At 66.8% G+C, this 25,606-nt stretch carries 22 protein-coding genes; 6 read left to right on the top strand and 16 right to left on the bottom strand.

Annotated features, from left to right (window positions below; translation table 11 throughout):
* Positions 1 to 21: 21 nt before the first annotated feature.
* From C8C95_RS11935 to C8C95_RS11925, 3 genes are all read right to left on the bottom strand, one after another.
* Positions 22 to 1,113, bottom strand: coding sequence for an alpha/beta fold hydrolase (locus tag C8C95_RS11935; RefSeq protein WP_243415684.1), 1,092 nt, complete (start codon positions 1,111 to 1,113; stop codon positions 22 to 24).
* Between the two features lie 173 nt (positions 1,114 to 1,286).
* Positions 1,287 to 2,450: an iron-containing alcohol dehydrogenase gene (locus C8C95_RS11930; protein WP_116748713.1), complete on the bottom strand. Its 1,164-nt coding sequence runs from the start codon at positions 2,448 to 2,450 to the stop codon at positions 1,287 to 1,289.
* Positions 2,451 to 2,703: 253 nt separating this feature from the next.
* On the bottom strand, positions 2,704 to 3,621 hold the full coding sequence (locus tag C8C95_RS11925; RefSeq protein ID WP_099731443.1) for a LysR family transcriptional regulator: 918 nt from the start codon (positions 3,619 to 3,621) through the stop codon (positions 2,704 to 2,706).
* A 178-nt stretch (positions 3,622 to 3,799) separates the two neighbouring features.
* Here C8C95_RS11925 and C8C95_RS11920 point away from each other — a divergent pair, with 178 nt between their 5' ends.
* The 3 genes from C8C95_RS11920 (at position 3,800) to C8C95_RS11910 (ending at position 6,597) form a co-directional block, all read left to right on the top strand.
* Positions 3,800 to 4,957 (top strand): alkene reductase, encoded by a 1,158-nt coding sequence (locus C8C95_RS11920; RefSeq protein WP_116750258.1) that lies wholly within the window; start codon positions 3,800 to 3,802, stop codon positions 4,955 to 4,957.
* A gap of 74 nt (positions 4,958 to 5,031) precedes the next feature.
* Complete coding sequence (locus C8C95_RS11915) at positions 5,032 to 6,054, top strand: zinc-binding alcohol dehydrogenase family protein (protein WP_116750257.1); 1,023 nt, start codon at positions 5,032 to 5,034, stop codon at positions 6,052 to 6,054.
* A gap of 129 nt (positions 6,055 to 6,183) precedes the next feature.
* Positions 6,184 to 6,597 carry a VOC family protein gene (locus tag C8C95_RS11910; protein WP_108499872.1) on the top strand — a complete coding sequence of 138 codons (414 nt, stop codon included), beginning with the start codon at positions 6,184 to 6,186 and terminating at the stop codon, positions 6,595 to 6,597.
* Positions 6,598 to 6,717: 120 nt separating this feature from the next.
* Here the strand turns inward: C8C95_RS11910 and C8C95_RS11905 are convergent, their stop codons facing one another.
* Together C8C95_RS11905 and C8C95_RS11900 are read right to left on the bottom strand one after the other, a co-directional pair.
* A complete protein-coding gene (locus tag C8C95_RS11905) occupies positions 6,718 to 7,695 on the bottom strand; it encodes a tripartite tricarboxylate transporter substrate binding protein (protein ID WP_056745756.1) in 978 nt (325 codons plus the stop codon).
* Positions 7,696 to 7,791: 96 nt separating this feature from the next.
* Entirely contained in the window at positions 7,792 to 8,802 is a 1,011-nt protein-coding gene (locus tag C8C95_RS11900; RefSeq protein ID WP_116748712.1) for a fumarylacetoacetate hydrolase family protein, read from the bottom strand.
* Positions 8,803 to 8,905: 103 nt separating this feature from the next.
* Here C8C95_RS11900 and C8C95_RS11895 point away from each other — a divergent pair, with 103 nt between their 5' ends.
* The 3 genes from C8C95_RS11895 to C8C95_RS11885 all read left to right on the top strand — a co-directional run bounded on the left by C8C95_RS11895 (position 8,906) and on the right by C8C95_RS11885 (position 11,398).
* Positions 8,906 to 9,688, top strand: coding sequence for an IclR family transcriptional regulator (locus C8C95_RS11895; RefSeq protein WP_056059824.1), 783 nt, complete (start codon positions 8,906 to 8,908; stop codon positions 9,686 to 9,688).
* A gap of 33 nt (positions 9,689 to 9,721) precedes the next feature.
* A complete protein-coding gene (locus tag C8C95_RS11890) occupies positions 9,722 to 10,873 on the top strand; it encodes a DUF3108 domain-containing protein (RefSeq protein ID WP_116748711.1) in 1,152 nt (383 codons plus the stop codon).
* Positions 10,874 to 11,098: 225 nt separating this feature from the next.
* Positions 11,099 to 11,398, top strand: coding sequence for a DUF3567 domain-containing protein (locus C8C95_RS11885; protein WP_055392879.1), 300 nt, complete (start codon positions 11,099 to 11,101; stop codon positions 11,396 to 11,398).
* 27 nt (positions 11,399 to 11,425) lie between these two features.
* Here C8C95_RS11885 and C8C95_RS11880 read toward each other — a convergent pair whose 3' ends face one another.
* The 11 genes from C8C95_RS11880 to C8C95_RS11830 all read right to left on the bottom strand — a co-directional run bounded on the left by C8C95_RS11880 (position 11,426) and on the right by C8C95_RS11830 (position 25,594).
* Positions 11,426 to 12,508, bottom strand: a complete 1,083-nt coding sequence (locus C8C95_RS11880) for an AbrB family transcriptional regulator (RefSeq protein WP_116748710.1) — start codon at positions 12,506 to 12,508, stop codon at positions 11,426 to 11,428.
* A gap of 250 nt (positions 12,509 to 12,758) precedes the next feature.
* On the bottom strand, positions 12,759 to 13,238 hold the full coding sequence (locus C8C95_RS11875) for a hemerythrin domain-containing protein (protein ID WP_243415774.1): 480 nt from the start codon (positions 13,236 to 13,238) through the stop codon (positions 12,759 to 12,761).
* A 125-nt stretch (positions 13,239 to 13,363) separates the two neighbouring features.
* Positions 13,364 to 13,777, bottom strand: a complete 414-nt coding sequence (locus C8C95_RS11870; protein ID WP_116748709.1) for a ribonucleotide reductase subunit alpha — start codon at positions 13,775 to 13,777, stop codon at positions 13,364 to 13,366.
* A 45-nt stretch (positions 13,778 to 13,822) separates the two neighbouring features.
* Positions 13,823 to 14,500, bottom strand: coding sequence for a nitroreductase (locus C8C95_RS11865; protein WP_207780599.1), 678 nt, complete (start codon positions 14,498 to 14,500; stop codon positions 13,823 to 13,825).
* Positions 14,501 to 14,559: 59 nt separating this feature from the next.
* Entirely contained in the window at positions 14,560 to 17,004 is a 2,445-nt protein-coding gene (locus tag C8C95_RS11860) for an adenosylcobalamin-dependent ribonucleoside-diphosphate reductase (RefSeq protein ID WP_116748708.1), read from the bottom strand.
* A 100-nt stretch (positions 17,005 to 17,104) separates the two neighbouring features.
* A complete protein-coding gene (locus C8C95_RS11855) occupies positions 17,105 to 17,782 on the bottom strand; it encodes a carbonic anhydrase (RefSeq protein WP_015012284.1) in 678 nt (225 codons plus the stop codon).
* 36 nt (positions 17,783 to 17,818) lie between these two features.
* A complete protein-coding gene (locus tag C8C95_RS11850) occupies positions 17,819 to 18,604 on the bottom strand; it encodes a peptidylprolyl isomerase (RefSeq protein WP_116750254.1) in 786 nt (261 codons plus the stop codon).
* Positions 18,605 to 18,799: 195 nt separating this feature from the next.
* Positions 18,800 to 19,531, bottom strand: coding sequence for a respiratory nitrate reductase subunit gamma (narI, locus tag C8C95_RS11845; protein ID WP_116748707.1), 732 nt, complete (start codon positions 19,529 to 19,531; stop codon positions 18,800 to 18,802).
* Positions 19,528 to 20,229 carry a nitrate reductase molybdenum cofactor assembly chaperone gene (narJ, locus tag C8C95_RS11840; protein WP_116750253.1) on the bottom strand — a complete coding sequence of 234 codons (702 nt, stop codon included), beginning with the start codon at positions 20,227 to 20,229 and terminating at the stop codon, positions 19,528 to 19,530. The genes narI and narJ overlap by 4 nt, the downstream gene beginning before the upstream one ends.
* Before the next feature lie 20 nt (positions 20,230 to 20,249).
* Entirely contained in the window at positions 20,250 to 21,773 is a 1,524-nt protein-coding gene (gene narH / locus C8C95_RS11835) for a nitrate reductase subunit beta (RefSeq protein ID WP_056745774.1), read from the bottom strand.
* A gap of 17 nt (positions 21,774 to 21,790) precedes the next feature.
* Entirely contained in the window at positions 21,791 to 25,594 is a 3,804-nt protein-coding gene (locus C8C95_RS11830) for a nitrate reductase subunit alpha (protein WP_116748706.1), read from the bottom strand.
* Positions 25,595 to 25,606 lie beyond the last annotated feature (12 nt).

Below are 25,606 nucleotides of genomic sequence, written 5' to 3'. Positions count from 1 at the left end.
CGCTGTAAGCCCCCCAGCATCTCAGCGCAGCTGCCTGGCCAGGAACTCCGCCACCTCGTTCTCCAGCGTGGCATGGTAAGCCACGCGGTCAAAGCCTTCGGGGTTGGCTGCGGCGTCTCCCGCCTCGGACGCCAGCGGCCAGACAGACTGGGCCATGAAGGCGAAGTGGCCTGCACCTGGCACGGTGCTCGCCTGTGCGGAGGGCAGATTGGCCACCACATAACCGCCGTGGTATTGGCCCGTGAGCACGGCATCGCGCTCGGCCACCATCAGCCGCACCGGCACGCCGATGGCCTTCAGGCTGTCTGGTGTGAACACCACCGCCATGGGCGCCATGGCCACCACGGCGCGGATGCGGGGGTCTGCCACCGAGACCAGCGGACCATCGAGCGCGGGGGCGCCGGCCTGTGTGGATGCCGCGGTGGCGGCCGCAGGGGCCTCCTTGGTAGTCTGGGCGGTCTGGCCACGGGCGGGCAGCTTGCCCAGGCTACAAAAGCCGGGGTCGTCCGACACGCTGCGGCAGTGCTGCGCCGCACGGGCCGGTTCGGCCTGCGCACCGGCCAGGGCCAGCACGGTGTAGCCGCCTGCCGAATGGCCCACGGCGCCAATGCGCCCGGCCGGAATGCGGGGGCCCCATTCGGGGCTGGCCAGCAGTGCGTCAAGCACGCGGCTTACCTGGCGGGGGCGCTCGCTGAAATAGCGGCCCGAGGTGATCATCGACCGGTCTTCCCAGTTGTCGCCCGGATGGCGCAGCGCTGCCACCAGATAGCCGTCGGCCGCCAGGCGCGTGGCCAGGTTGTGGTGGCCCAGTTCATGGCCGCCCGTGCCGTGCGAGATGAGGATCAGGCCCTTGAGGGGTGCGGTTGCCACCGGGGCGCCCGGCGTGACCACGGGCCGCCAGGGCCCCATGGGCTGGGTGCGCGCCATTACCGGCGTGGGGTAGAACAGCGCCACGGTCACGGGCTCTGCGCCCGGTACCACCAGGGTGCGCAGGCCGGCGTGCTGGGCCGATGCCGGTGTCGCCCAGGCCAGCATTGCCACAAAAGCTGCCAGCAACGGGGCACGGGCGTTGCGCCACGCGGAGCGGAGGGCCAGGATGAGGATGAGGGTCACGGTGCGCCTTTCGTCAAATGCCACCCAAGGAGGTGGCTTGACGGCACTGTAGGCGGCGCAAGGGGCGGGCTCCAGCGCCCTGCGACGAAACGCGGCTGCGCGGCGCGAAACGCAGCGCAGGCGGGGCGAGCAGGAGAGAGGACCATAGGTCCGCCCTCCCCGCCCACCACCATTTACAGCGCAGCTTCGAGGATGCGGCGGCTCACAGCCGGGGTGATCTCGCGCTGTTCGCCCAGCGTCACCATGCCGTGCGCTTCCAGCTGCGCCACCACGGTGTTCACCACCTCGCTGCCCAGGCCGTAGCCCGACAGGCGCGTGGCGATGCCCATGCTCTCAAAGAAATCGCGCGTGCGCTCGATGGCGGCGGTGATGCGTTCGTCCTCGCTGCCGGTGGTAATGCCCCATACGCGCTCGCCGTACTGCAGCAGCTTGGCGCGCTTGGCCACCCGGCGCTCATTCAGCAGCGCGGGCAGCACGATGGCCAGGGTGCGCGCGTGGTCGATGCCGTGCAGCGCCGTCAGCTCGTGGCCGATCATGTGCGTGGCCCAGTCCTGCGGCACGCCCGCGCCGATCAGGCCGTTGAGCGCCATGGTGGCGGCCCACATGAGGTTGGCACGGTCGTCGTACACCGGCTCGGGGGCAGTCAGCAGGCGCGGGCCGATCTCGATCAGCGTCTGCAGGATGCCTTCGGCAAAACGGTCCTGCACGGGCGCGTTGACCGGGTAGGTGAGGTACTGCTCCACCGTGTGCACAAACGCATCCACCACGCCATTGGCCAGTTGCTGGGGTGGCAGGGTGTAGGTCTTGGTGGGGTCGAGCACCGAGAACACCGGGTAGGTGTGCACGCTGCCAAACGACAGCTTGGCGCCCTTGGCGCGGTGGGTGATGACGCCGCCGTTGTTCATCTCCGAGCCCGTGGCGGGCAGCGTGAGCACGGAACCAAACGGCATGGCGCCCTTGATGTTGCGGCCGTGCTTTTCGAGGATGGCCCAGGGGTCATCGCCTTCAAAACGGACAGCGGCCGCGATGAACTTGGTGGCGTCGATCACCGAACCGCCCCCCACGGCCAGCAAGAAGTCAAACCCGCCTTCGCGGATCTGCGCCACGGCCTTCATCGAGGTCTCGTAGCTCGGGTTGGGCTCGATGCCGCTGAAGGTGGCGTGCTGGCGCTCGCCCAGCGCGGCGCGCACCTCGGCCAGGGTGCCGGTCTTTTCGGCGCTGGCACCGCCCACCAGGATCAGCACCTTGGCAGCAGCGGGCACGAGCTTAGCCAGGTCGGCAATGCGGCCTTGGCCGAAGGCGATGTGGGTGGGGTTGTGGAAGTCGAAATTCAGCATGTTGGTCTTTCTCCGTCAAAGGCCGTCGCTGCATCACCAGGAACCCGGCCGCGCGGGTGGGCGCAGGGGGCGCGCCGCCCTGGGTTGCGACAGCAAGGGCGCGATTGTGCGGCGCACGGGGGCCGGGTGCCGGTCGCGCGTGCGATAGCCCTGCCGCCAGCAGAGCCTCATGCAGCACATCGGGCGCAGCGCATGCGACTGCTGCTAGCGCTGGGAGCCTGTTGACGATCCAGAGGGGGTCGTCAACAGGCACTCAGTGCGGCGCCCGCTCCATCAGCGCCTGCAGCCGCTCGGCCATGAAGTCGCGCAGCGCCCGCACTAGCGGCGTGAACTGGCGGCGGCTGGGCGCCACCAGGAAGAGCGGCACGGCCTCGGTGGTCCAGCCGGGGCACAGCGGCACCAGGCGCCCGGCGGCCAGGTCGTCGGCCACATCAAAGTACGACTTGTACGCAATGCCCCGGCCCAGCACCGCCCAGCGGCGCACCGCGTCGCCGTCGTTGGCCACGTTGCGGCTGCGCACGCGCACCACCACTTCCTGGCCCGATGCGTCCCAGAAGCGCCAGCGGTCGTGCACGTCCTCGCCCAGCATGAAGCACAGGCCATCGTGCGCGGCCAGGGCGTGGGGCGTATCGGGCGTGCCGTGCGCTGCCAGGTAGGAGGGGGCGGCGCAGAGCACGCGCCGGTGTTCGGCGACCAGCGGCAGCGCCACCAGGCTCGAATCCTGCGGCTTGCCGTAGCGGAAGGCGGCATCCACCGGTTCGCCGTAGACATTGGCCATGCGGTCCGACAGCTGCAGGCGGATGTCGATGCCGGGGTGCAGCGCCTGGAAGGCATCCAGCCAGGGCAGCAGCACATTGCGCCCCAGGTCGGACGGGGCCGCCAGTTGCAGCAGGCCACGCAGCTCGCCCGCCCGGCCGCTGGCGAGCTGGCCCTGCACCTGCTGCAGCGCGGCGAGTGCGGGGCGGCAGTGCTCAAGAAACAGCGCGCCCTCCTGCGTGAGCCGCAGGCTGCGCGTGGAGCGCACGAACAGCGCCACGCCCAGCTCGGCCTCCAGCCGCTTGAGCGCGGCGCTCGTGGCGGCGGGGGTGAGATCCAGCGCACGGGCCGTGGCCGAAAGGCTGCCGCTGTCCACGGTGCGCACAAAGATGTCGAGGTCTTGCAGGCTTTTCATGGCGAGGGTGGATGAGAAAGGGAAGACGACGGCGATGGAACGACACCACCACCAGGGGCTGATATTCAAATTTTCTTTGAATATTCTTTCAATCAACTGTCTATTTAAAAAACATTGCAGAAAGCCCACCATTCACGTCATGTTCCACACCGGCCTGCCGCCGACCCGAGCCCCTGCCATGACCACCACCCCACACACCGCCACACCCGCCCTGTTCCGCCCCCTGCAGATGGGGCCGCTGGCACTGCCCCACCGCATCGTGATGGCGCCCATGACGCGCGCCCGCAGCAGCCAGCCGGGCGACGTGCCCAACGCGCTCATGGCCGACTACTACGCCCAGCGCGCCAGTGCGGGCCTCATCGTCAGCGAGGCCAGCCAGGTGTCACGCCAAGGCCAGGGCTACAGCTTCACGCCCGGCATCTACAGCGACGCGCAGGTGCAAGGCTGGCGCCGCGTGACCGAAGCGGTGCACGCCGCGGGCGGACGCATGGTGCTGCAGCTGTGGCACGTGGGCCGCATGTCGCACGCCAGCTTCCATGCCGATGGGCTGCCCGTGGCGCCCTCGGCCCTGGCCCCGGCGGCACGGGTATGGGTGGCAGGCGAAGACGGCGTGGGCCGCATGCTCGACTGCCCCGTGCCCCGCGCGCTGGAGGCCGCCGAGATTCCTGGCGTGGTGGACGACTTCCGCCGTGCCGCCGCCAACGCCATGCGCGCAGGGTTCGACGGCGTGGAGATCCACGGCGCCAACGGCTATCTCCTTGACCAGTTTCTGCGCACGACCTCCAACCACCGCACCGACGCCTATGGCGGCGCGCTGGAAAACCGCACCCGCTTCGCCCGCGAAGTGGCCACAGCCGTGGCCAGCGAGGCCGGCGCCGAACGCACGGGCATGCGCCTGGCCCCGTTCATCACGCAGCGCGGCATGGACTGCCCAGAGATCATCCCCACCATCCTGCACCTGGCGCGCGAGCTGGACACGCTGGGCCTGGCCTACATCCACCTGGCAGAGGCCGACTGGGACGACGCCCCCCGCATTCCAGATGAATTCCGCCAGGCTCTACGCACCGCCTTCAGCGGCCGAGTGATGGTGGCGGGCCAGTACACCCCCGAACGCGCGCAACAGATCCTCGCGTCCGGCATGGCCGACCTGGTGGCGTTTGGCCGCCCGTTCATTGCCAACCCCGATCTGCCTGCGCGCTATGCCGCCGGGCTGCCACTGGCCCCGTTCGATGCGGCCACGCTGTTTGGCGGCGACGCACACGGCTACAGCGACTACGCACCGGCCCATGCGCTGGCTGCGCCCAAGGCCCGGGCTGGCGCGGCTGAAGTGGCCTGAAAACGGCACCGCGCGCCCTCCCGAAGTCCGCATATCCCCCGCTTCAACGCCCTTTGCACCTCAAGGAACCCATCATGAAAGCCGTTGGCTACCAAACCGCCCACCCCATCGACCACCCCGAGTCGCTGCTCGACATCACCCTGCCCGACCCGGTGGCCATGGGCCGCGACCTGCTGGTGGAAGTGCACGCCGTTTCGGTCAACCCCGTGGACACGAAAGTGCGCAAAAGCAGCTCGCGCAGCGTCGACGGGCCCGACTACAAGGTGCTGGGCTGGGACGCCAGCGGCATCGTCCGCGCCGTGGGCCCTGATGTGACGCTGTTCCAGCCCGGCGACCGCGTCTGGTACGCGGGCTCCATCGCACGCCAGGGCACCAACAGCGAACTGCACCTGGTGGATGAACGCATCGTGGGCCATGCACCCCAATCGCTGGACTTTGCCGAAGCCGCCGCGCTGCCGCTGACCACCATCACCGCGTGGGAGCTGTTGTTTGACCGCCTGGGTGTGGCGCCCGGCAAGCAGCCCACCCACAAGACGCTGCTCATCATTGGCGCGAGCGGCGGCGTGGGCTCCATCCTGACGCAGCTGGCGGCGCGGCTGACCAGCCTCACGATCATCGGCACCGCATCGCGCCCTGAAACACAGCAGTGGGTGCGCGACCTAGGCGCCCACCACGTCATCGACCACAGCCAGCCGCTCACACAAGAGCTGGCCCGCATCGGCCACCCCACGGTGGACATCGTCGTGAGCCTCACGCAGACCGACGCGCACTTCGACCAGATCGTGGAGGCCATCGCGCCGCAGGGCCAGTTCGCGCTGATCGATGACCCGGTGTCGCTCGACGTGACGAAATTCAAGCGCAAGTCAGTGTCGGTGCACTGGGAGCTGATGTTCACCCGCGCACTGTTCGGCACCGCCGACATGATCGGCCAGCACCGGCTGCTGACCGAGGTGGCACAGCTGGTGGATGCGGGGCTGATTCGCACGACGCTGGACCAGCGCTTTGGAACGATCAATGCCGAGAATCTGAAGCGCGCGCATGCGCTGATCGAGAGCGGCAAGGCGCGGGGCAAGCTGGTGCTGGAGGGGTGGGCCTGAAGACCTGCGGGCCACGCAGGGGGCGTAGCACCACCCGCGCGGCAGATTGTGTGTCGGACTGAAAAATACTGTATTTATAAACAGTCTTTCAGGTATAAATCAGGGCACCACAACCCGAGGAGACCTCCCATGCTGGACCACATGACCTTCCGTGTCACCGACATCGCCCGCACCAAGGCGTTCTACACCGCTGCCCTCGCGCCTTTGGGCTACAGCCTGTGTTTTGAAGGCAACTACGGCTCGAACATGCTGGGCTATGCCTACCCGGCTCCGTCCGAGCCCGACGGCAAGAAGGCGGATGTGTGGTTCATCGACGGCCCCTCGCCCTACGGCGGCCCGCCCGCCACCACGGGCTGCCACCTGGCGTGGAGGGCCGCCACCCGGGCCCAGGTCGATGCCTTCTACCGCGCCGCCATCGAAGCCGGGGGCCAAGACAACGGCGCCCCGGGCCTGCGGCCCGACTACCACCCCCACTACTACGGCGCGTTTGTCATCGACCCCGAGGGCAACAACATCGAGGCGGTGTGCCACCTGCCGGAGTAAGAAACACCGCTGCACCCTCCGCAGAGGGCGCGCCGCCAAGCGAGTGCACCCGTGGAACTGGCTTTGCCAGGCCACCAAGTGCGTCCCCCTGGGGGGAAGCGGCGCAGCCGCTCAGGGGGGTCAGTCGAGTTTCACGCCTGCCGCTTTGATGATCTCGCCCCAGCGCTTGGACTCGGAGCGTGCCATGGCGCGGAACTGCTCGGGCGTGCCGGGCAGGGCTTCCATGCCGAAGTCGGCCATGCGCTTGACCACGGCGGGGTTGAGCAGGGCCTTGTTCAGGTCGCCGTTCAGGCGCGCCGTGATCGCAGCGGGCAGACCGGCGGGCGCCAGGATGCCCTGGAACGCGAACACCTCCGTGTTGGGCACACCGGCTTCGGCCAGCGTGGGCACGTCGGGCAGCGCGGCCACGCGCTTGGCCGAGCCGATGGCCAGCGCACGCACCTTGCCCGAGGTGATGACGGGAAGGCCAGCGGCCAGGTCCAGGAACATGCAGGGCACCTGGCCGCCCATCACGTCCTGCAGCGCGGGCGCCGCGCCGCGGTAGGGGATGTGGGTGAGGAAGGTCTTGGTGCGGTTCTTGAACATCTCCATCGCCAGGTGGTGTGGCGAACCATTGCCGGGCGATGCGTAGTTGAGCTTGCCAGGGTTGGCGCGCGCGTAGGCGAGGAATTCCTTCACCGTCTTGGCTTCAAACGCCGGGTGCACCACCAGCGCCAGCGGAAAGCGGCTGATGCCGCCCACGTAGGTGAAGTCCTTTTCAGGGTTGAACGGCAGCTTGGTGAACAGGTGTTCGTTGTAGGCCAGGATGGCGTTGTCGGCCGACATGAAGGTGTTGCCATCGGGCTTGGCCGTGGCCACCATCTGGCCGCCGATGTTGGTGGATGCGCCAGGGCGGTTGTCCACCACGATCTGCTGGCCCAGCGTCTGGCGCATGGCCTCAGCCACGGTGCGGGCCAGCACGTCGGTGCCGCCACCGGCGGGGTACGGCACCACCCAGCGCAGGGGCTGGTCGGGCCAGGCGGACTGGGCGGCGGCCCAGGGCGCGGCGGTGGTGGCGCCTGCGGCGGCCAGGGCGGACAAGAGGGTACGGCGTTGCATGGGGTTGTCTCCTTGATACTATGAATTTGATAGCTGCAAGCGCATATTCCTCTAGCGCATGCAGCCGTTTTTATTCAAAATTTGCTCTGCGGGGCCTCAGGCGGCCGGTGCGGCAATGGTCTGGTCGATGGCGCCAAAAATGCTGGTGCCGTCCTTGCCTTTCACCTCGATGCGGATGGTGTCGCCAAACTTCATGAAGTCGGTGCTGGGCTTGCCGTCCTGGATGGTTTCGATGCAGCGCTTTTCGGCGATGCAGCTGTAGCCCTTGGGCCACTCCATGCGGCCGTTCTGCTCCACGCCCTTGTTGCTGACGGTGCCGCTGCCCACGATGGAGCCGGCGCGCACGTTGCGCGTCTTGGCGATGTGGGCAATGAGCTGGCCGAAGTGGAAGGTCATTTCAGGACCCGCGTCGCACATGCCGACCTTGCGGCCGTTCCAGGTGGACTGCACGGTGAGGTTGACGCGGCCGTGGTCCCAGGCGTCGCCCAGCTCGTCCAGTGTGACGGCGACGGGGCCGAAAGCGGTGGCGGGCTTGCTCTGGAAGAAACCAAAACCCTTGGCCAGCTCGGCCGGGATCAGGTTGCGCAGGCTCACGTCGTTGGCAATCATCACCAGGCGGATGCCGTCCAGCGCCTGGTCGGCGGTGGTGCCCATCTTCACGTCGCCGGTGATGACGGCGATCTCGGCCTCGAAGTCGATGCCCATGGCTTCGCTGGGCACCACGACATCGTCGCAGGGGCCGATGAAGTCGTCGCTGCCGCCCTGGTACATCAGGGGGTCGGTGTAGAAGCTTTCGGGCACTTCGGAGTTGCGCGCTTTTCGCACCAGTTCGACGTGGTTGATGTACGCAGACCCGTCAGCCCACTGGTAGGCGCGGGGCAGCGGGGCCATGCACTGGGCCGGGTCGAAGGGGAAGGCGTGGCGTGCGCGGCCGCTGTTGAGCTGGTCGTACAGGTCCTGCAGCTGGGGCGACAGGAAGCCCCAGTCGTCCAGCACCTGCTGCATCTTGCTGGCAATGCCGGTCGCATAATGGGCCGTGCCCAGGTCGCGGGAGACGACAACCAGTTGGCCGTCGCGCGAGCCGTCTTTGTAGGTAGCGAGTTTCATGGTGGCAGGACCTTTGTCTCAGAAGGGTTGATGGGCACCGCTAGCGAAAATTACGCTTGGGTAAATTGATTTAACTAAACAAAACTCGCAAATTTTAGTGCACATGGACAAAGAACGTGCAGGAATTCAATCGGTCGAGGTGGGTTTTGCCCTGCTGGAGGGGCTGACCCGCTCGCGCGGACCGCTGATGCTCAAGGATGTGGCCGCCTCGGCGGGCATGAGCGCGGCCAAGGCGCACCGTTATCTGGTGAGCTTTCAGCGCCTGGGCCTGGTCACGCAAGACCCCCGCACCGCGCGCTATGACCTGGGCCCGGCCGCACTCAAGCTGGGGCTGGCCTCGCTGACGCGGCTCGATGGCGTGCGCCTGGCCCGCGAACGCATGCCCGCGCTGATGGAAACCATCGGCCACACGCTGGCGCTGGCCGTGTGGGGCAACCACGGCCCCACCATCGTGCACTGGGAGGAATCGCCCCAGGCCGTCACCGCCAACCTGCGCCTGGGCGACGTGATGCCGCTGCTGTCGTCGGCCACAGGGCGGTGTTTTGCGGCCTTCATGTCGCCCGAGGTGGTGGCGCCGCTGCTGAAAGAGGAGCTGGCCCGCGCCGTGAAGATGCGCCGCACCGACCTGCCCGCCACCATGGCCGAAGTGAACGCACTGCTGGCCGAGGTGCGCGAGCGCGGCGCCGCCCGCGTGGTGGACACGCTGCTGCCCGGCATCGTCGCCTTCTGCGCTCCAGTGTTCGACGCCGATGGCCACCTGGAGCTGGGCATCACCACGCTGGGCTCCATCGCCACCTTTGACCCCGAATGGGGCGGCGCCATTGATGCGCCACTGCGCGCGGCCGCAGCCCAGCTGTCCAGCGACCTGGGCGCGGGCAGCGCCTGACGGCCCCGTTACCCACACGCAAGCAGCGAGCAGATGCCACGGCGCGCGCTGGTTCTCATCACGGCCCTGGTGCTGGCCCTGCACTGGCTGGTGCTCAGCGGCATGCCCCTGGCCTGGGACAGCCCTGCGCAGCCGTCCAGCCAGGTGTTCAGCACACGCAGCATCGCGCCCGCACCGCCCCCACCGGCCGTTGCGCCCTCCGGCGTGACCGCCGTGCCCGTAGCCGCACCGCAGCCCCCAGCCCGTAAAAAGACGCCCTCCCCCACGCGCCCTCCAGCCCCTGCAGCCCTGGACCGTCCCGATCCCGTACCGGCGGTTGCTCCCGTCGCGGGGGCCGACGCGCCTGCGGACACCGGTGCCGCAACCACTGTAGCCAGTGCAACTCCTGAGACACCTGCCAACGACGCCGCCCCGGCGCCTGCGCCTCCGGCATCAGCACCCGCAACCCCGCCAGAGCCTGCCACCGAAGACGCCCAGACCGGCACGGGCGTGGACATCCGCCCTCCCGGAGGCACCGGCCGCAGTGCCAGCACCCCACCGCCGCCCGTGCGCATGCCCGACCCCACGCGCCTCGCGTTTGATGTGAGCGGCCAGGCCAAAAAGTTCGCCTACAGCGCCCGGGCCGAATTGCTGTGGCAGCACGACGGCAATCGCTACGAAGCGCGCCAGGAGATCAGCGCCTTCCTGGTGGGTACCCGCACGCAGCGCAGCGTGGGCACGGTCACAGCGCAGGGGCTGCTGCCCGAAAAGTTCTCTGACAAATCCCGCAGCGAGCAGGCCGCCCATTTCGACTACGCCAAGGGCCGTGTCACCTTCAGCGCCAACACGCCCGACGCGGCGGCAGGGCCGGGCGTGCAGGACCGCCTGAGCCTGTTCATCCAGCTGGGCGCTATGCTGGCCGCAGACCCGGGCCGGTTTGTGCCTGGCACCCAGATCACGCTGACCACGGTGAGCGCCCGCAGCGCCGACCGCTGGACCTTCACCGTGGAAGGCCCCGAAACCCTGGACCTGCCCGCCGGGCCCACGCCTGCCCTCAAGCTGCTGCGCCTGCCCCGCAAGGACTACGACCAGAAGGCCGAACTCTGGGTGGCGCCGGGGCTGGGTTATCTGCCCGTGCGCATCAAGCTCACCCAGGCCAACGGCGATTTCGCCGACCTGCTGCTGCGCGCCAGCAGCCCACCCTGAGAACCTGTTCAAAGCACTGCCTCCGATGGCTCGCGCCGCACGGAGTGTTGCGCCCATACGCCATCCGGGCAAAAAACCCCCGCGAACCCGGCGTGCTCCGTTTTTCATGAAATACTGCAACGTAGCAGGGGACTAAAGCCGTGGTTTACCTAAGAACCTGTTCAAAGGCCCTTGAACTCTGCGCACCCGCTGTCATCTGACATCTATATCGACAAGGGGAACACGATGCACATGCTCTACGACTCAGAATCCTTCGTGGTGGTCCATATGCTGCCCGATGCCGTGGAGAAAAAGAGCGCCCAGGTGCTCAACGACACTGCCCCCGCCGTTCCCCAGCTTGCACGCCACGGCTTCGAGATCGTGGACAAGCGCTCCGGCAAAGAGGTGTACCTGGACGGCTCCTGGGCCGAGATGTTCCAGGAACAGATCCTGGCCTGGCAGCGCGACACGCCCACCCAGGAGGAAGTGGAAGATGCACTCGACCGCTACGCGGGCCTGGCGCAAAACCCGGTGGTGGTGCACTGACACCACGACAAAGGCCGGTGCGTTAGCTCAGCCCACCGAGCCTTCGTGTGCGCTGGGCGGATAAATCCGCCGGTACAGCGGGTCCACCAGCATCAACACCGCAATCAGCCGGCACACCTGGAACGCCGTCACCACGGGCACCCCCAGCTGCAGCACCTTGGCCGTGATGGCCATCTCGGTGATGCCGCCGGGCGAAGTGCCCAGCAGCAAGGTGACCCAGGGCAGCCCCGTCGCCCAGGCCAGGGCAGCGGCAAACAGTGCGCACACGCCCATCAACGCCACTGTGCCCAGCGCCACCGACGCCAGCCAACGCGGCGCAGTGTGCAAGAACTCCGCGCGAAACCGCACGCCCAGGCTCACCCCGATCACGAGCTGCGCTGCGTTGACCATGCCCTGGGGCACCGCCGACAGGCTCTGGCCCGCCATGGTCAGGCCCATGGACACGAGCATCGCCCCCATGAACCACGGGTTGGCGCGGCCCAGCCGGTCCATCAGCAACGCCCCAACACCGGTCAGCAGCGCCATCAGCGCCAGCCCCGGCCAGTTCACCACCCGCAGCGTGGGCGGCAGGATATCGAGGCCGTGCAGGCCGCTGAACTGCAGCGCAAACGGAATGGTCACCGTGACGATGAGCAGCCGCAGGCTGTGGCTGGCGGCCACCAGGTCAGTGCGTGCGTTTTCGCGCTCGGACAACAAGGTCATCTCGGACGCCGCCCCAATCGCGCCGGCAAAGTAGCTGGTGGCGCGCAGCATCGGTGCAGGAACACCGTGCATGCGGGGCGCATGCACGCGGTAAAGCCAGGCACCAAACAGCCAGCCCAGGAACAGCGCCCACGCAATGCCCAGCACGATGGCCCACCACAGGCCGCCGATCAGCGCGACCACCTGGGGCGTGAAATACAGGCCCAGGGCAGCACCAATGGTCCATTGCCCGGCGTTGCGCAGCGGGCCCCAGCTTTCGGTGGGGCCGCCGGCCATCGACACGACAGAAGTAGCCAGCAGTGGGCCGATCATCCAGGGCAGCGGGGTCTGCAGGGCCACACAGGCAGCGGCAGCGGCCCACGCCAAGGCCAGGGTGGCCAGGGTGCGAACAATAAAGAGGGGGCGCATACAGGAAACGGCAGGCAGGCAGGCAAACAGGCGCGGCGGGTCGCGCGCGCAACCCCGCAGTATCGCGCGAGCCGCTGGCCCTGCAGCCGCCAAGGCGCTGCCCAGACGGAACGGCTGGCATCGCCACCGGGCAACGGCCGCGTGGCACCGTGCGCCAAGCAGTCCCTGGGGGCAGCTGGCGCCAAATTTCAGCCCTAGCGGCCTCTTGCGCCAGTCGAATATGCGCTTGCAGCTATATTTTTAATAGCAATCAGATCGCACCCCGCCGCGCAGCCATCTCCTGCCCCATCGCCGCAAGGGACGCGGGCGGCAGCAAAGTGGCAGCAGCAGGGTAGGCCACGCCTTCTTCGGCGGCGATGTGGGCGTCATACCGCATGGCAAAACGGTCCAGCGCGGCCTCGTCCTGGGGCGTGAAGCCGGTGGCGCTTTCATCCAGCAACGCTTGCAGCCCGGCCCGGGCCGCTGCCCAGTCGGTGGTCATGGCCACGTGGTCGTGCTGCAGGCGCGTGACCAGCGCCCGGACCTCGGGCGTGGCCTGGGCGAGCAGCAGGGGGAACACATGCAGTTCTTCGTCCTGGTGGTGCAGCGGTGCTGCGATGTCGAAATAACGCAGCACATCCCGCGCAGCCTGGCGGGCATCGTTGTCAACGCCCTGCTTTCGCACATGCTCACGCAAGCGGCCCAGCAAATCCAGCGTGCGTTGCACGCGCTCGTGGCAGGCCTCCAGCATGGCAAAAGGCTGCTCAAAGCCCACGGCCGGTGCGCTGAAGCCGGGCAGATGCCTTGGCGCGGCAGCAGATACGGATACGGATGCGGATGCGGACGCAGGTACGGACGCCTGTGCCATGGCAGGCCTCAGCCAAACCGCACAGGGTGGCCCTGGCGGTCGAACGGAATGAACGCCCCATGCGCCCCACCCTTGATCGCATCCACCATGCGCTGCAAGGGCGCCTCGGCATCGGCGCTGCTGGGCGCCTGGTTCAGCGTGCCGGACATCGCCGCCGCAAACACGATGGCCCAGTCGTGGCCCGGGGCGGTGAACTGGCGGGCCTCGGTCACCAGTGCGTCGAACGATGCCAGTTCCTGCGGCGTCTTGTCCACACACATCAGCGGCACCAGGGCACCGCCCTGCCCGGCCTCGAAGCGCGCGCGCTGCGCCGGGGTGGCGTCGTTGGGCAGCTCCACCGCCGCGAAGACGAACAGCAGGCGCTGCGGCTCGGGTTGCATGCGTGCGGCCTGCAGCAGGTCGTCAAAACTGGAAATATCCATGAAAAGGTCTCGCAATCAATGAAAGGTGGGGGCCACCAGCGCGCTTCAAAATCCAGGCACCACGCCCCGCTTGGCATCCAGTGTGCTCACATAGGCGCCTGCCGCAGGGCGTGCGCGCACCGCCTTGCGCGACAACACGGTGCCGATGCTGATGAAACACAAGGCCTGCTCGAAGGCCGCCAGCTGGAACAAGGCCCGCAGGCGCGGCGCCTTCAGCGCCTTGCCGCTGGTCAGTGCCGAACCGTAGCCTTGCGCGGTGGCCATCAGCAGCATGTTCTGCACGGCACAGCCGGCAGAGACGGTGCGCTCGGCCAGATCAATCTCGGCGTCGCCCCGCTCGGCATCCACCACTGCCAACAGCAACACCGGGGAGCGGTACGCCTTCTCGCGTGCCTGCTCGGCCTGCTCGGGGGTGGCGGCAGAGTCGCGCTCCAGCAGGGCCTGCGCAAACACATCGGCCAGCGGCGGACGCGCGGCCTGCGGCACCAGGATGAAGCGCCAGGGCAGCAGCTGGCCATGGTCTGGCGCGTGGGCTGCGGCCTGCAGGATCTGCGCCAGCTCGGCCGCATTGGGGCCTGGCCCGCCCAGGCGCTTGGGCAGAATGGTCTGGCGTGACTGGATCAGCGCCGCCGCCAGCCCGGCCACATCGTCAGGCGCACTGGCCCGCGCCGCAGCAGGCTGCGCGCGAGACGAAGGGTTCAACGGCCAGGGAATGACAGACATGGGGAATCCTTCCAATGCTTACCGTGTGTGCCGGGAAGGCCGATGCCGAGCCCGACCGTTCATCCACAGCTCCCCAGGTGCCCACACTGCGTGCAGTAGTCGCAGCCGTCCTTGCGGATGACCGCATGGGCACCGCACTCGCTGCACTTCTTTCCCGCCATGGCCTGGGGCACGGCCACGGGCGGTGGCGTGGGCTCGTCCAGCGGCAGTTGCTGCTGCACCGGGTCGGCCACGCGGCGCGCCAGGATGTTCTGGATGGCATAAGCCATGGCCGCCACTTCGGAGTCGTGCCACATGGGCACCAGCGTGCCGTCGTCCTTGCGGTGGGTGCCCAGGCGCACCGGGCCGCGATCCCAGGCGACCTTGCGCATGTCCGACAGCGCCCGCTCCAGAAAACCGCCACGCGCTGCGAGCGACAGCATGCGCATGCTGGACGTGATCCACTGCTGCGACTCGCCGCTCTGGCCCACCGGCATGAAGAACTCGATGGCGCGGTCCACCGTACCGTTGCCCACGCCCGTGGGCACGGGCAGGAAGGACACGATGAGGTACAGGGTCTTGTGGCCTTCCTGCGTCCAGTATTCAAGCTTCTCAGCCACCGCTGAAAGGCCCCCTTGCGGACGGCTTTCGATCACGGTGCGCATGGGGTCCACCGGGGGTGCGGGTGGCACCACAGGCGCCGCTGCGGGTGCGGGCGCAGGTTCCGCATGGGTTTCGAGCACCGAACCCAGAATGCTGTTGGGCCGGTAGGTGGCCAGGCCCTTGAGCTTGGCGCGCCAGGCCTGCAGGTACAGGTCCTTGAACCCTTCGTAGGGGTAGTCCGCGGGAATGTTGACGGTCTTGGAGATGGCCGTGTCCACAAAGGGCTGCACGGCTTCCATCATGGCGATGTGGCCTTCGGCCGGCATGGCCAGGGCCGAGACGAAGTAGTCTGGCAACACCTCCACATCCCCGCCCAGCTCGCGGTACAGGCGCCAGGCATGGTCTTCCACCGCGTATTCGGTGGTGCTGCCGTCGGACTCGCGCTTCTTGCGCTTGTACATCCACGAGAACGGCGGCTCGATGCCATTGGAAGCATTGTCGGCAAAGGCCAGGCTCACGGTGCCCGTGGGCGCGATGGACAACAGGTGGCTGTTGCGGATGCCGTGCTGGTGGATCGCGGCCTTGAGCGATTCGGGCAGCCGGCTCGCAAACGTGCCTTCCGCCAGGTAGCCCCGCGCATCGAACTTTGGAAACGCACCTTTCTCGCGCGCCAGATCCACCGACGCGGCGTAGGCGGCGTCGCGCATGCACTCGGCAATGCGTGCCGCCATCGTGCGGCCCTCGGGCAAGTCGTAGCGCAGGCACAGCATGGCCAGCGTGTTGCCCATGCCGGTGAAGCCCACGCCAATACGGCGCTTGGCCATGGCCTCATCACGCTGCTGCGGCAGCGGCCAGTAGGTCACATCGAGCACGTTGTCGAGTGCGCGCACCTGCAGTGCCACGGCTTGGGTAAATGCGTCAAAGTCAAACGCGGCCACGCCCCCAAAGCCAAAGGGGTGCCGCACAAAGCGGGTGAGGATGATGGGGCCCAGGTCACAGCAGCCATAGGACGGCAGCGGCTGCTCTCCGCAGGGGTTGGTCGCCGCAATGTCTTCGCAGTAATGCAGGTTGTTGTCTTCGTTGATGCGCCCCAGGAACAGGATGCCAGGCTCGGCAAAGTCGTAGGCCGACTTCATGATCGTGTCCCACAGCTCGCGCGCGGGCACGGTGGCATAGACCCACAGCCCATCGGCACGCTGGTGGGCACCCTGGGCCAGCAGGGCGGCGCCGGGGCGGGCCTTGTGCACCAGCTCCCACGGTGCGTTGTTCTGCACGGCCTGGATGAACTCGTCCGACACACCCACCGACACATTGAAATTGTTCCAGCGGCCTGGCGTGCGCTTGGCGGTGATGAACTCGTGCACATCCGGGTGGTCGATGCGCAGCACGCCCATCTGCGCGCCCCGGCGTGCGCCAGCGCTCTCCACGGTGGAGCAGGACTGGTCGAACACGTTCATGTAGCTGCACGGCCCCGATGCCATGGAGGCGGTGGCCTTCACCTGTGCGCCCTTGGGGCGGATGCGGGAGAAATCGTAGCCCACGCCCCCGCCACGGCGCATGGTCTCGGCCGCCTCGCGCAGCGCTTCGTAGATGCCCGGAAAGCCTTCTTCATCCACGCCCTGGATGCAGTCACCCACGGGCTGCACAAAGCAGTTGATGAGGGTGGCCTGGATGTCGGTGCCTGCTGCGCTCATGATGCGGCCTGCGCCGATGGCGCCCGCCTTCAGGTTGGCGAGGAACAGGGCCTCGTACTTTGCGCGCAGCTCGGGTTTTTCGACCGAGGCCAGGGCCCGTGCCACGCGCTGGTACAGCTCGTCGGCCGTGGTTTCGCCGGGTTTGAGGTATTTCTCCCGCAGCACATCCAGGCTGATGGGCTGCAGGGACGAGGTGGGGTTGAGTGGGGGCTGGGGTTCGCGTTTCATGGGGGCCGATGATTTGGGTTTCAGGCTGAAACGGGGTTGCGTTCCGTCAAGGAGCGCTCATTCCACTCCGAATGCAGCGCCATGGCAAGTCAGTGGCCGCTCACTCGTCCACCAGCACCTGCCCATCATGCTCCACGTAGGGCTGGTAGGGGCCGGTGCCGCTGTGGTCCGACTGCGAAGCGGGGACAAATCCACCGGTCTGGACATCGAACACATGCACTTCGCCGTCCTCGATCACATAGTGCCAACCGTGCAGGCTGATCTGGCCCGACTGCACCCGGCTGCGCACCATGGGGTACTCCATGAGGCGCTCCAGCTGCAGCACCACCGCGCGCTGCTCGGTGCGGCGCAATACCTCGGGACCCGGCTGCATGGGCAACAGTGCCTCGCGCCCCAGGTCCAGCCAGCGGTTGAGGTTGGGGGCCTCGGGCGACACCTCACCATACATCGCCTTGATGGCCCCACAGTGACTGTGGCCGCACACCACGATGCGGCGCACCTGCAGGTTGAGCACTGCGAACTCGATGGCCGCCGTGGTGCCATGGTGGCCATGCGACCCGTCGTACGGCGGGATGAACGCCCCCACATTACGCACCAGAAACAGCTCGCCCGGCCCCGCACCAGTCAGCAGATAGGGCACCAGGCGGGAGTCGGAACACCCGATGAACAAGGTGGTGGGATGCTGCCCTTCGTCCACCAGCGCCTGGAACTGCTGGCGATACTGGGGGAAAGCGTCGTCATGGAAACGGCGCAAGCGGTCCAGCAACTCGTCGGGCATGGGCAGGCAATCAGATAACGGTGGTGTGTGGAGCAACTACTGTACGAGCGGTGTGTCGGCCGCGTCCAGCGCCACCCCTTCGACCACGGCGGCGCCCGCCAGCAGCTGCAAATATTGGCGCAACGCATTCACCCAGGCCTGCTGGCGCAGGGTGAGCGCAATGGCTTGGCGCACCTCTTCGAACGAGGGCTGTAGCCCCGGGTCGCGGGCCACCACTTCCACCACATGCAGACCAAAGCGGCTGTGCACCAGGCGTGCCAGCACACCGATCTCAGCACCGCCAAACACCTCGCGGGCGAACTCGGGGGCGCAGTCGGGGCGGGTCAGCCAGCCCAGGTCGCCACCCTGCTGGCCACTGGGGCAGTTGGACCACTGGGCGGCGGCCTTGGCGAACTGCGCACCGCCATCGTCGGCGCAGCGCAGTTCAATCAGCAAGGCCTCGGCCCGCAGGCGCAGCTGCTTCACATCCACGCCCGGCGTCACCGCAAACAGCACATGGCGCAGTTGCGCACGCTCCCCCTGGGCATGGGCCGCAGGATGGGCCTCGTGGTAGCGGCGGCAGGCTTCTTCTGAAGGATCGGGGAGGTCCAGCTCGCGCTCCAGCAACTGCTCAATGGCATCGGAGGCCTGGACGCTGATGGCGCCTAGGGCACCCGGCACATCGTCGGCCGACAGCAACCCCGCCTGCTGGGCCGCCTGGCGCAGCAGCTCCGTACATGCACGCTGGCGCAGGGCCTCTTCGTCCAGCGACTCGTGCGGGGCGTTGAGGGCCACGCCATTGACACGTGCCACCTCGGCCGCCACCGAGCCCCCGCCCCCCATGGCGCCGGCTGGTGGTGCCAGGGTGGCTTGCTGGGGCACATCGTCCATCGTTGCCACCAGGGCCTCGTAGGCCGCAGCCTGCGTCGGGGTCAGCGTGCTGGCAGGTGCTGCCGCCACGCCGCTGTCAGTGGAGCCGCATCCGCAGCTCCCGGTTCCACATCCGCTCATGGTGTGCTCCTTGATAGTCGGTGGATTTCAGGCGCGGCGGTCTTGCGACTGCATGTGGCCTGGGGGCAGGTTCAAGCGGCGCGCACGCACCACCTGGTAGGGGCGCAGCACATAGGCCAGCGTGCCAAAGCCACTCCACACATGCACCAGACGGGTGAAGGGGAAGACTAGGAAGATGCTCATGCCCAGGAACATGTGGGCCTTGAAAATCCAGCCCGCCTCGGCCAGCAGCTCCACCCCGCCACTGCGGAAGGTCACCACCCGTTGCCCCCACTCGGCCAGCTTCATCATCATGGAGCCATCCAGATGCTGCGCCGACAGCGGAATGGTGGCCAGGCCCAGTGCCAGTTGCAGCCACAGCAGCACCAGAATCAGGATGTCGCTGGTCTTGGACGTGGCGCGGATGCGAGGGTCCGACAGGCGGCGGTGCAGCAGGATGGACAGGCCGATGAAGCCCAGCGTGCCCGCGAGGCCTCCCGTCACCATGGCCATGAGCTGCTTGGCGCCCGCACTCATGAAATGCTCGTACACAAAGTGCGGCGTGAGCATGCCCACCGTGTGGCCGAAGAACAGGAACAGCACGCCGATGTGGAACAGGTTGCTGCCCCAGCGCAGGCTGCCGGTGCGCAGCAGCTGCGACGAATCACTCTTCCAAGTGTACTGGTCACGGTCAAACCGCGCCCAGCTGCCGATGAAGAACACGGCCAGGCAAATGTACGGATAGATGCCAAACAGCAGGGTGTCAAGCCAGGTGGTCATGCTGAGACTCCTTCGGGTGCCCGCTCGGCGCGGGGGGTACGAACAAAATGCAGGGGCTGCGGCTGGTCGGGCTTGGACTGGCCCTGGGTGCTGCAACCGCCAAACGCTTCGGGCTCGGCCCAGACCTCGTCCATGGGCGGCTCGGGCGTGAGCGCCACCGACTGCACACGCTGGCCCGAGACTTCGAGCACGGCGGCGATCACGCTGGCGTAGGGGCTGTTGCGCGCCACGAGGGCGCTGAACAGCGCATTGAGGATGTGGGCCATTTCGCCCAGAAACTCCCTGGCCACTTCGGGCGGTTGGGTAGAGGCAAACTCCAGCACCACCGGCAGGTGGTCGGGCAGCTCCTCGGCCTGGAACTGCAGGCCTGCCTTCTCGTAGGTCTGCAACAAGTCGATGAGCGCCGGGCCCCGGTCACGCGAATCGCCGTGCACATGCTCGAACAGGTGCAGCGAGGTCTGGCGACCTCGATCAAAGTTGTCCACGTAGCGGGCTTCGGCTTCCAGCGGGTCGAGTGCAGCCAGGTGCTCGCACACTGCCTTCAGCTCATCCATGCGATCAGCCGTCAGGGCTTGCTCGGCCTGCAGCGCGTCGATCAGCTGCGGCATCACGCTGCGCAACTGCGCATCGGGGTAGCTCAGCAGGTAGCCCAGGGCGCGCAAGGTCAGGCGCACGGAGGTCGGGTTCTTCTTGAACATGATGATTCCTTCCGTGTCGCTCAAACAGTCGCTTTGATGGGAATGGTCCGCGGCTTCTTGCCACCGAACATACTGGTCTCGGTGGCGCCGTCGGAGCAACCGTTGCCAAACGAGAAGCCGCAGCCGCCCCGGATGTCGAACGCGTTTTCTGCGTACTCGCGGTGGGCCGATGGGATGACGAAGCGGTCCTCGTAATTGGCAATCGCCATCACGTGGTACATCTCCTCCACCTCCGCCATCGACAGGCCGGCCTGCTTGAGCACCGACAGGTTCTGGCGCTGCTCCACATGCTTGTCGCGCTGGTAGGTGCGCATGGCCAGCATGCGCTCCAGCGCCCGCACCACGGGCCCGGTGTCACCGGCGGTGAGCAGGTTGGCCAGGTACTGTACGGGGATGCGCAGCTGCGACACGTCGGGGATCTCGCCATTCACGCCCACGTGGCCGGCATTGGCAGCGGCCGTGATGGGCGACAGGGGCGGTACATACCAGACCATGGGCAGCGTGCGGTACTCGGGGTGCAGCGGCAGGGCCACCTTCCAGTCCACGGCCATCTTGTAGACGGGGCTGTTGCGGGCGGCGTCCATCCAGCTGTCCGGGATGCCGTCGATGCGGGCCTGCTTGATGACATCGGGGTCGTTCGGGTTCAGGAAGATGTCGAGCTGGGCCTGGTACAGGTCGCGGTCGCGCTCCACGCTGGCGGCTTCCTGGATGCGGTCTGCGTCGTACAGCAGCACGCCCAGGTAGCGGATGCGGCCCACGCAGGTTTCCGAGCACACGGTCGGCTGGCCCGCTTCGATGCGGGGATAGCAGAAGATGCACTTCTCGGCCTTGCCCGACTGCCAGTTGTAGTAGATCTTCTTGTAGGGGCAGCCTGAGACGCACATGCGCCAGCCACGGCACTTGTCCTGGTCGATCAGCACGATGCCGTCTTCCTCGCGCTTGTAGATCGAGCCGCTAGGGCACGATGCCACACACGCCGGATTCAGGCAGTGCTCGCACAGGCGCGGCAGGTACATCATGAAGGTGTTTTCGAACTGGCCGTAGATGTCCTTTTGCACATCGTCGAAGTTCTTGTCCTTGCTGCGCTTGCTGAACTCGCCGCCCAGGATTTCTTCCCAGTTCGGGCCCCACTCGATCTTCTCCATGCGCTTGCCGGTGATCAAGCTGCGCGGGCGGGCCGTGGGTGCGGCCTTGGTTTCAGGCGCGGACTGCAGGTGGTCGTAGTCGAACGTGAAGGGCTCGTAGTAGTCGTCGATCTGCGGCAGGTTGGGGTTGGCGAAGATGCGCATGAGCAGCTTCCACTTGCCGCCCTGGCGGGGCGCGATGGAGCCGTCGGGGCTGCGCACCCAGCCGCCATTCCACTTGTCCTGGTTTTCCCATTCCTTGGGGTAGCCGATGCCGGGCTTGGTCTCGACGTTGTTGAACCAGGCGTATTCCACCCCGGGGCGGCTGGTCCAAACGTTCTTGCAGGTGACGGAACAGGTGTGGCAACCAATGCACTTGTCCAGGTTCAGCACCATGCCGATTTGTGCGCGAATTTTCATCGTGTTTCTCCTTGGCTTCAGGCGTGGGCTGCGGTGCTGGACACAGGCTCATCGTCGAGCCAGTCCACGCGGTCCATCTTGCGCACCAGCACGAACTCGTCGCGGTTGGTGCCGATGGTTCCGTAATAGTTGAAGCCGTAGCTGTACTGTGCGTAGCCGCCAATCATGTGGGTGGGTTTGAGCACGATGCGCGTGACCGAGTTGTGGATACCGCCACGGGTGCCGGTGATCTCGGAGCCAGGGGTGTTGATGATCTTCTCTTGCGAGTGGTACATCATCACCATGCCGGGGTTCACGCGCTGGCTCACCACCGCGCGGGCCGCAATGGCGCCGTTGGCGTTGAAAAGTTCGACCCAGTCGTTGTCCACGATGCCCGCAACCTTGGCGTCGTCTTCGCTCAGCCACACCACGGAGCCACCCCGGTTGAGCGTGAGCATCATCAGGTTGTCGCTGTACGTGCTGTGGATGCCCCACTTTTGGTGCGGCGTGATGAAGTTCAGCGCGATCTCGCGGTTGCCGTTGGGCTTCTTGCCCTCGACTTCTTCCAGCGTCTTGAGGTGCACCGGTGGGCGGTAGCTCACAAAGCCTTCGCCGAAGTCACGCATCCACGGGTGGTCCTGGTAGAACTGCTGGCGGCCCGTGAGCGTGCGCCATGGGATGTACTCGTGCACGTTGGTGTAGCCCGCGTTGTAGCTGACCTTCTCGCTTTCCAGGCCCGACCAGGTGGGCGAGCTGATGATCTTGCGCGGCTGCGCCTGGATGTCGCGGAAGCGGATCTTCTCGTCCTCGCGGTGCAGCGCCAGGTGCACGTGGTCGCGCCCGGTCTGCTTGCCCAGGGCCTCCCAGGCCTTGCAGGCCACGTGGCCGTTGGTTTCGGGGGCCAGCATCATCACCACTTCGGTGGCGTCGATGTCGGTCACGATGCGGGGCATGCCCTGTGTCACGCCCTCTTCCTTGACGCGGCCGTTCAGGTCACCCAGCTGGCCCACCTCGGTCTGCGTGTTCCAGCCAATGCCCTTGCCGCCGTTGCCCACCTTCTCCATCAGCGGGCCCAGCGCGGTAAAGCGTTTGTAGAGGTTGGGGTAGTCGCGCTCGACCACCGTGACCTGCGGCGCTGTCTTGCCGGGGATGAGTTCGCACTCGCCCCGCTTCCAGTCGCGCACACCATAGGGCTGTGCCATTTCGCCGGCCGTGTCGTGCATGATGGGCGTGAGCACCACGTCCTTTTCGACGCCCAGATGGCCCACGCTGACCTCGCTCACGGCCTTGGCGAAACCCTTGTAGATCTCCCAGTCGCTCTTGGCCTGCCAGGCAGGGTCCACCGCCGTGGACAGCGGGTGGATGAAGGGGTGCATGTCGCTGGTGTTGAGGTCGTTCTTCTCGTACCAGGTGGCCGTGGGCAAGACGATGTCGGAGTACAGGCAGGTGGTGCTCATGCGGAAGTCGAGCGTGACCAGCAGGTCCAGCTTGCCTTCGGGCGCGTTGGTGTGCCACTGCACTTCCTCGGGCTTGGCTTCGTCCTTACCCAGATCCTTGCCCTGCACGCCGTGGGTGGTGCCCAGCAGGTGCTTGAGGAAGTATTCATGACCCTTGCCCGACGAGCCCAGGATGTTGGAGCGCCACACAAACATGTTGCGCGGCCAGTTGGCAGGGTGGTCCGGGTCTTCGCAGCTCATCTGCAGGCTGCCGTCTTTCAGTGACTGGACCACGTAGTCCTTGGCGTCCATGCCCCGGGCTGCGGCGTCCTTGGCCACCTGCAGCGGGCTGGTCTTGAGCTGGGGGGCGGATGGCAGCCAGCCCATACGCTCGGCGCGCACGTTGTAGTCGATCTGCGCGCCGTGATAAGCCTTCTTGTCGGCCAGCGGCGAGAGGACCTCCTCCATGCCCAGCTTCTCGTAGCGCCACTGGTCGGTGTGGGCGTAGAAGAAGCTGGTGCTGTTCATCTGGCGCGGTGGGCGGATCCAGTCCAACGCAAAGGCCAGCGCCGTCCAGCCGGTCTGTGGGCGCAGCTTTTCCTGGCCCACGTAGTGCGCCCAACCGCCACCACTCTGACCGATACAGCCGCAGAGCATCAGCATGTTGATGATGCCGCGGTAGTTCATGTCACTGTGGTACCAGTGGTTCATGGCCGCACCAATGATGACCATGGACTTGCCGTGGGTCTTGTGCGCGTTGTCGGCAAACTGGCGGGCCACGGTGATGATCTGATCGCGCGGCACACCTGTGATCTTTTCCTGCCAGGCGGGCGTGTAGGGGCGGTCGCTGTCGTAGGTGACGCCCTGCTCTTCGCCGGGCAGACACCGATCAATGCCGTAGTTGCCAGCCAGCAGGTCGAACACGGTGGCCACCATCACCCGGCCCTGGGCTTCGTGCCCGGCCAGCTCCAGGTGGGACACCGGCACGCGGCGCACCATCACATCGCCGCCTTGTTCGTTGGCCGTGAAGTTGGGCGTTGCCACACCGCCGAAGTACGGGAAGGCCACATCAGCCACATCATGGGCCTGCGCGCCGTCCTCGATCACCGAAAGCTTGAGCTTGACGGTGTTGCCGGTGCGCGCTTCCTTGTTCTCCAGGTTCCACAGGCCCTGGTCGGCACGTCCGTCGGCCCCCCAGCGGAAGCCGATGGAGCCGTTGGGCAGGGTGACCTGGCCCAGTTCGTCGTAGCCCACGGTCTTCCAGTCGGGGTTGTTGGACTGGTCGAGCTTGTTCGGAAAGTCGCTGGCGCGCACATAGCGGTCGGGCACCATCACCGTGCGGCCATCGGGCAGCGTCTTTTCCTTCAGCACCACCAGGAGCGGCAGGTCGGTGTAGCGGCGGGCGTAGTCATCAAAGTACGCCGAACGGCCCTTGCCGCCGTCCTTGAAGTAGAACTCCTTCAGGATCACATGGCCCATGGCCATGGCCACGGCAGCGTCGGTGCCCTGCTTGGGATGCATCCACAGATCGCCCAGCTTGGCGACTTCGGAGTAGTCGGGCGTGATGGACACCACCTTGGTGCCCTTGTAGCGCACCTCGGTCAGGAAGTGCGCATCCGGCGTGCGCGTCTGGGGCACATTGGAGCCCCAGGCAATGATGTACGAGCTGTTGTACCAGTCGGCCGACTCGGGCACGTCGGTCTGCTCGCCCCAGGTCTGTGGGCTGCTGGGGGGCAGGTCGCAGTACCAGTCGTAGAAGCTCATGCACACGCCGCCGATGAGGCTCAGGTAGCGCGAACCCGCAGCGTACGAAATCATGGACATCGCCGGGATGGGCGAGAAGCCGATGATGCGGTCCGGGCCGTGCTTCTTGATGGTGTACACGTTGGCCGCAGCGATCATCTGGTTGACTTCTTCCCAGGTGCTGCGCACAAAGCCGCCCAGGCCGCGCTGCTTTTGCCATTCGCGCTTGGAGGCATCGTTCTCGACAATGCTGGCCCAGGCGTCCACCGGGCTCTTGGCCAGGGCGATGGCAGCGCGCCAGTGCTTGAGCAGGCGGCCGCGCACCATGGGGTACTTCACGCGGTTGGCGCTGTACAGGTACCAGCTGTAGCTGGCGCCGCGTGCGCAGCCACGGGGTTCGTGATTGGGCAGGTCGGGCCGGGTGCGGGGGTAGTCGGTCTGCTGGGTTTCCCAGGTGACGATGCCGCCTTTGACGTAGATCTTCCACGAGCAGGAGCCCGTGCAGTTCACGCCGTGGGTGCTGCGCACGATCTTGTCGTGTGCCCAGCGGTCACGGTAGGCGTCTTCCCAGGTGCGATCTTCACCATTGGTTTCGCCATGGCCCTGGGCAAAGGTCTCGCGGGGCTGCGAGAAGTACGAAAGGCGGTCGAGGAAATGGCTCATCGGGGGCTCCTT

It is taken from the genome of Acidovorax sp. 99 (genome assembly GCF_003096455.1).
In the GTDB taxonomy this organism is placed as follows: Bacteria; Pseudomonadota; Gammaproteobacteria; order Burkholderiales; family Burkholderiaceae_C; genus Acidovorax; species Acidovorax delafieldii.
This window is presented reverse-complemented; position numbering and strand designations above follow the sequence as displayed.

Bases quoted from the DNA above. Each gene is read 5' to 3' on its own strand.
- C8C95_RS11860 (WP_116748708.1), bottom strand. From the start codon at position 17,004: ATGAAACGCGAACCCCAGCCCCCACTCAACCCCACCTCGTCCCTGCAG.
- C8C95_RS11915 (WP_116750257.1), top strand. From the start codon at position 5,032: ATGAAAGCCGTTGGCTACCAAACCGCCCACCCCATCGACCACCCCGAG.
- C8C95_RS11930 (WP_116748713.1), bottom strand. From the start codon at position 2,450: ATGCTGAATTTCGACTTCCACAACCCCACCCACATCGCCTTCGGCCAA.
- C8C95_RS11890 (WP_116748711.1), top strand. From the start codon at position 9,722: ATGCCACGGCGCGCGCTGGTTCTCATCACGGCCCTGGTGCTGGCCCTG.
- C8C95_RS11895 (WP_056059824.1), top strand. From the start codon at position 8,906: ATGGACAAAGAACGTGCAGGAATTCAATCGGTCGAGGTGGGTTTTGCC.
- narI (WP_116748707.1), bottom strand. From the start codon at position 19,531: ATGACCACCTGGCTTGACACCCTGCTGTTTGGCATCTATCCGTACATT.
- C8C95_RS11880 (WP_116748710.1), bottom strand. From the start codon at position 12,508: ATGCGCCCCCTCTTTATTGTTCGCACCCTGGCCACCCTGGCCTTGGCG.
- C8C95_RS11920 (WP_116750258.1), top strand. From the start codon at position 3,800: ATGACCACCACCCCACACACCGCCACACCCGCCCTGTTCCGCCCCCTG.
- C8C95_RS11870 (WP_116748709.1), bottom strand. From the start codon at position 13,777: ATGGATATTTCCAGTTTTGACGACCTGCTGCAGGCCGCACGCATGCAA.
- C8C95_RS11875 (WP_243415774.1), bottom strand. From the start codon at position 13,238: ATGCTGGAGGCCTGCCACGAGCGCGTGCAACGCACGCTGGATTTGCTG.
- C8C95_RS11865 (WP_207780599.1), bottom strand. From the start codon at position 14,500: ATGTCTGTCATTCCCTGGCCGTTGAACCCTTCGTCTCGCGCGCAGCCT.
- C8C95_RS11855 (WP_015012284.1), bottom strand. From the start codon at position 17,782: ATGCCCGACGAGTTGCTGGACCGCTTGCGCCGTTTCCATGACGACGCT.
- C8C95_RS11910 (WP_108499872.1), top strand. From the start codon at position 6,184: ATGCTGGACCACATGACCTTCCGTGTCACCGACATCGCCCGCACCAAG.
- C8C95_RS11885 (WP_055392879.1), top strand. From the start codon at position 11,099: ATGCACATGCTCTACGACTCAGAATCCTTCGTGGTGGTCCATATGCTG.
- C8C95_RS11900 (WP_116748712.1), bottom strand. From the start codon at position 8,802: ATGAAACTCGCTACCTACAAAGACGGCTCGCGCGACGGCCAACTGGTT.
- narJ (WP_116750253.1), bottom strand. From the start codon at position 20,229: ATGTTCAAGAAGAACCCGACCTCCGTGCGCCTGACCTTGCGCGCCCTG.
- C8C95_RS11850 (WP_116750254.1), bottom strand. From the start codon at position 18,604: ATGGGGGGCGGGGGCTCGGTGGCGGCCGAGGTGGCACGTGTCAATGGC.
- narH (WP_056745774.1), bottom strand. From the start codon at position 21,773: ATGAAAATTCGCGCACAAATCGGCATGGTGCTGAACCTGGACAAGTGC.
- C8C95_RS11905 (WP_056745756.1), bottom strand. From the start codon at position 7,695: ATGCAACGCCGTACCCTCTTGTCCGCCCTGGCCGCCGCAGGCGCCACC.
- C8C95_RS11830 (WP_116748706.1), bottom strand. From the start codon at position 25,594: ATGAGCCATTTCCTCGACCGCCTTTCGTACTTCTCGCAGCCCCGCGAG.
- C8C95_RS11925 (WP_099731443.1), bottom strand. From the start codon at position 3,621: ATGAAAAGCCTGCAAGACCTCGACATCTTTGTGCGCACCGTGGACAGC.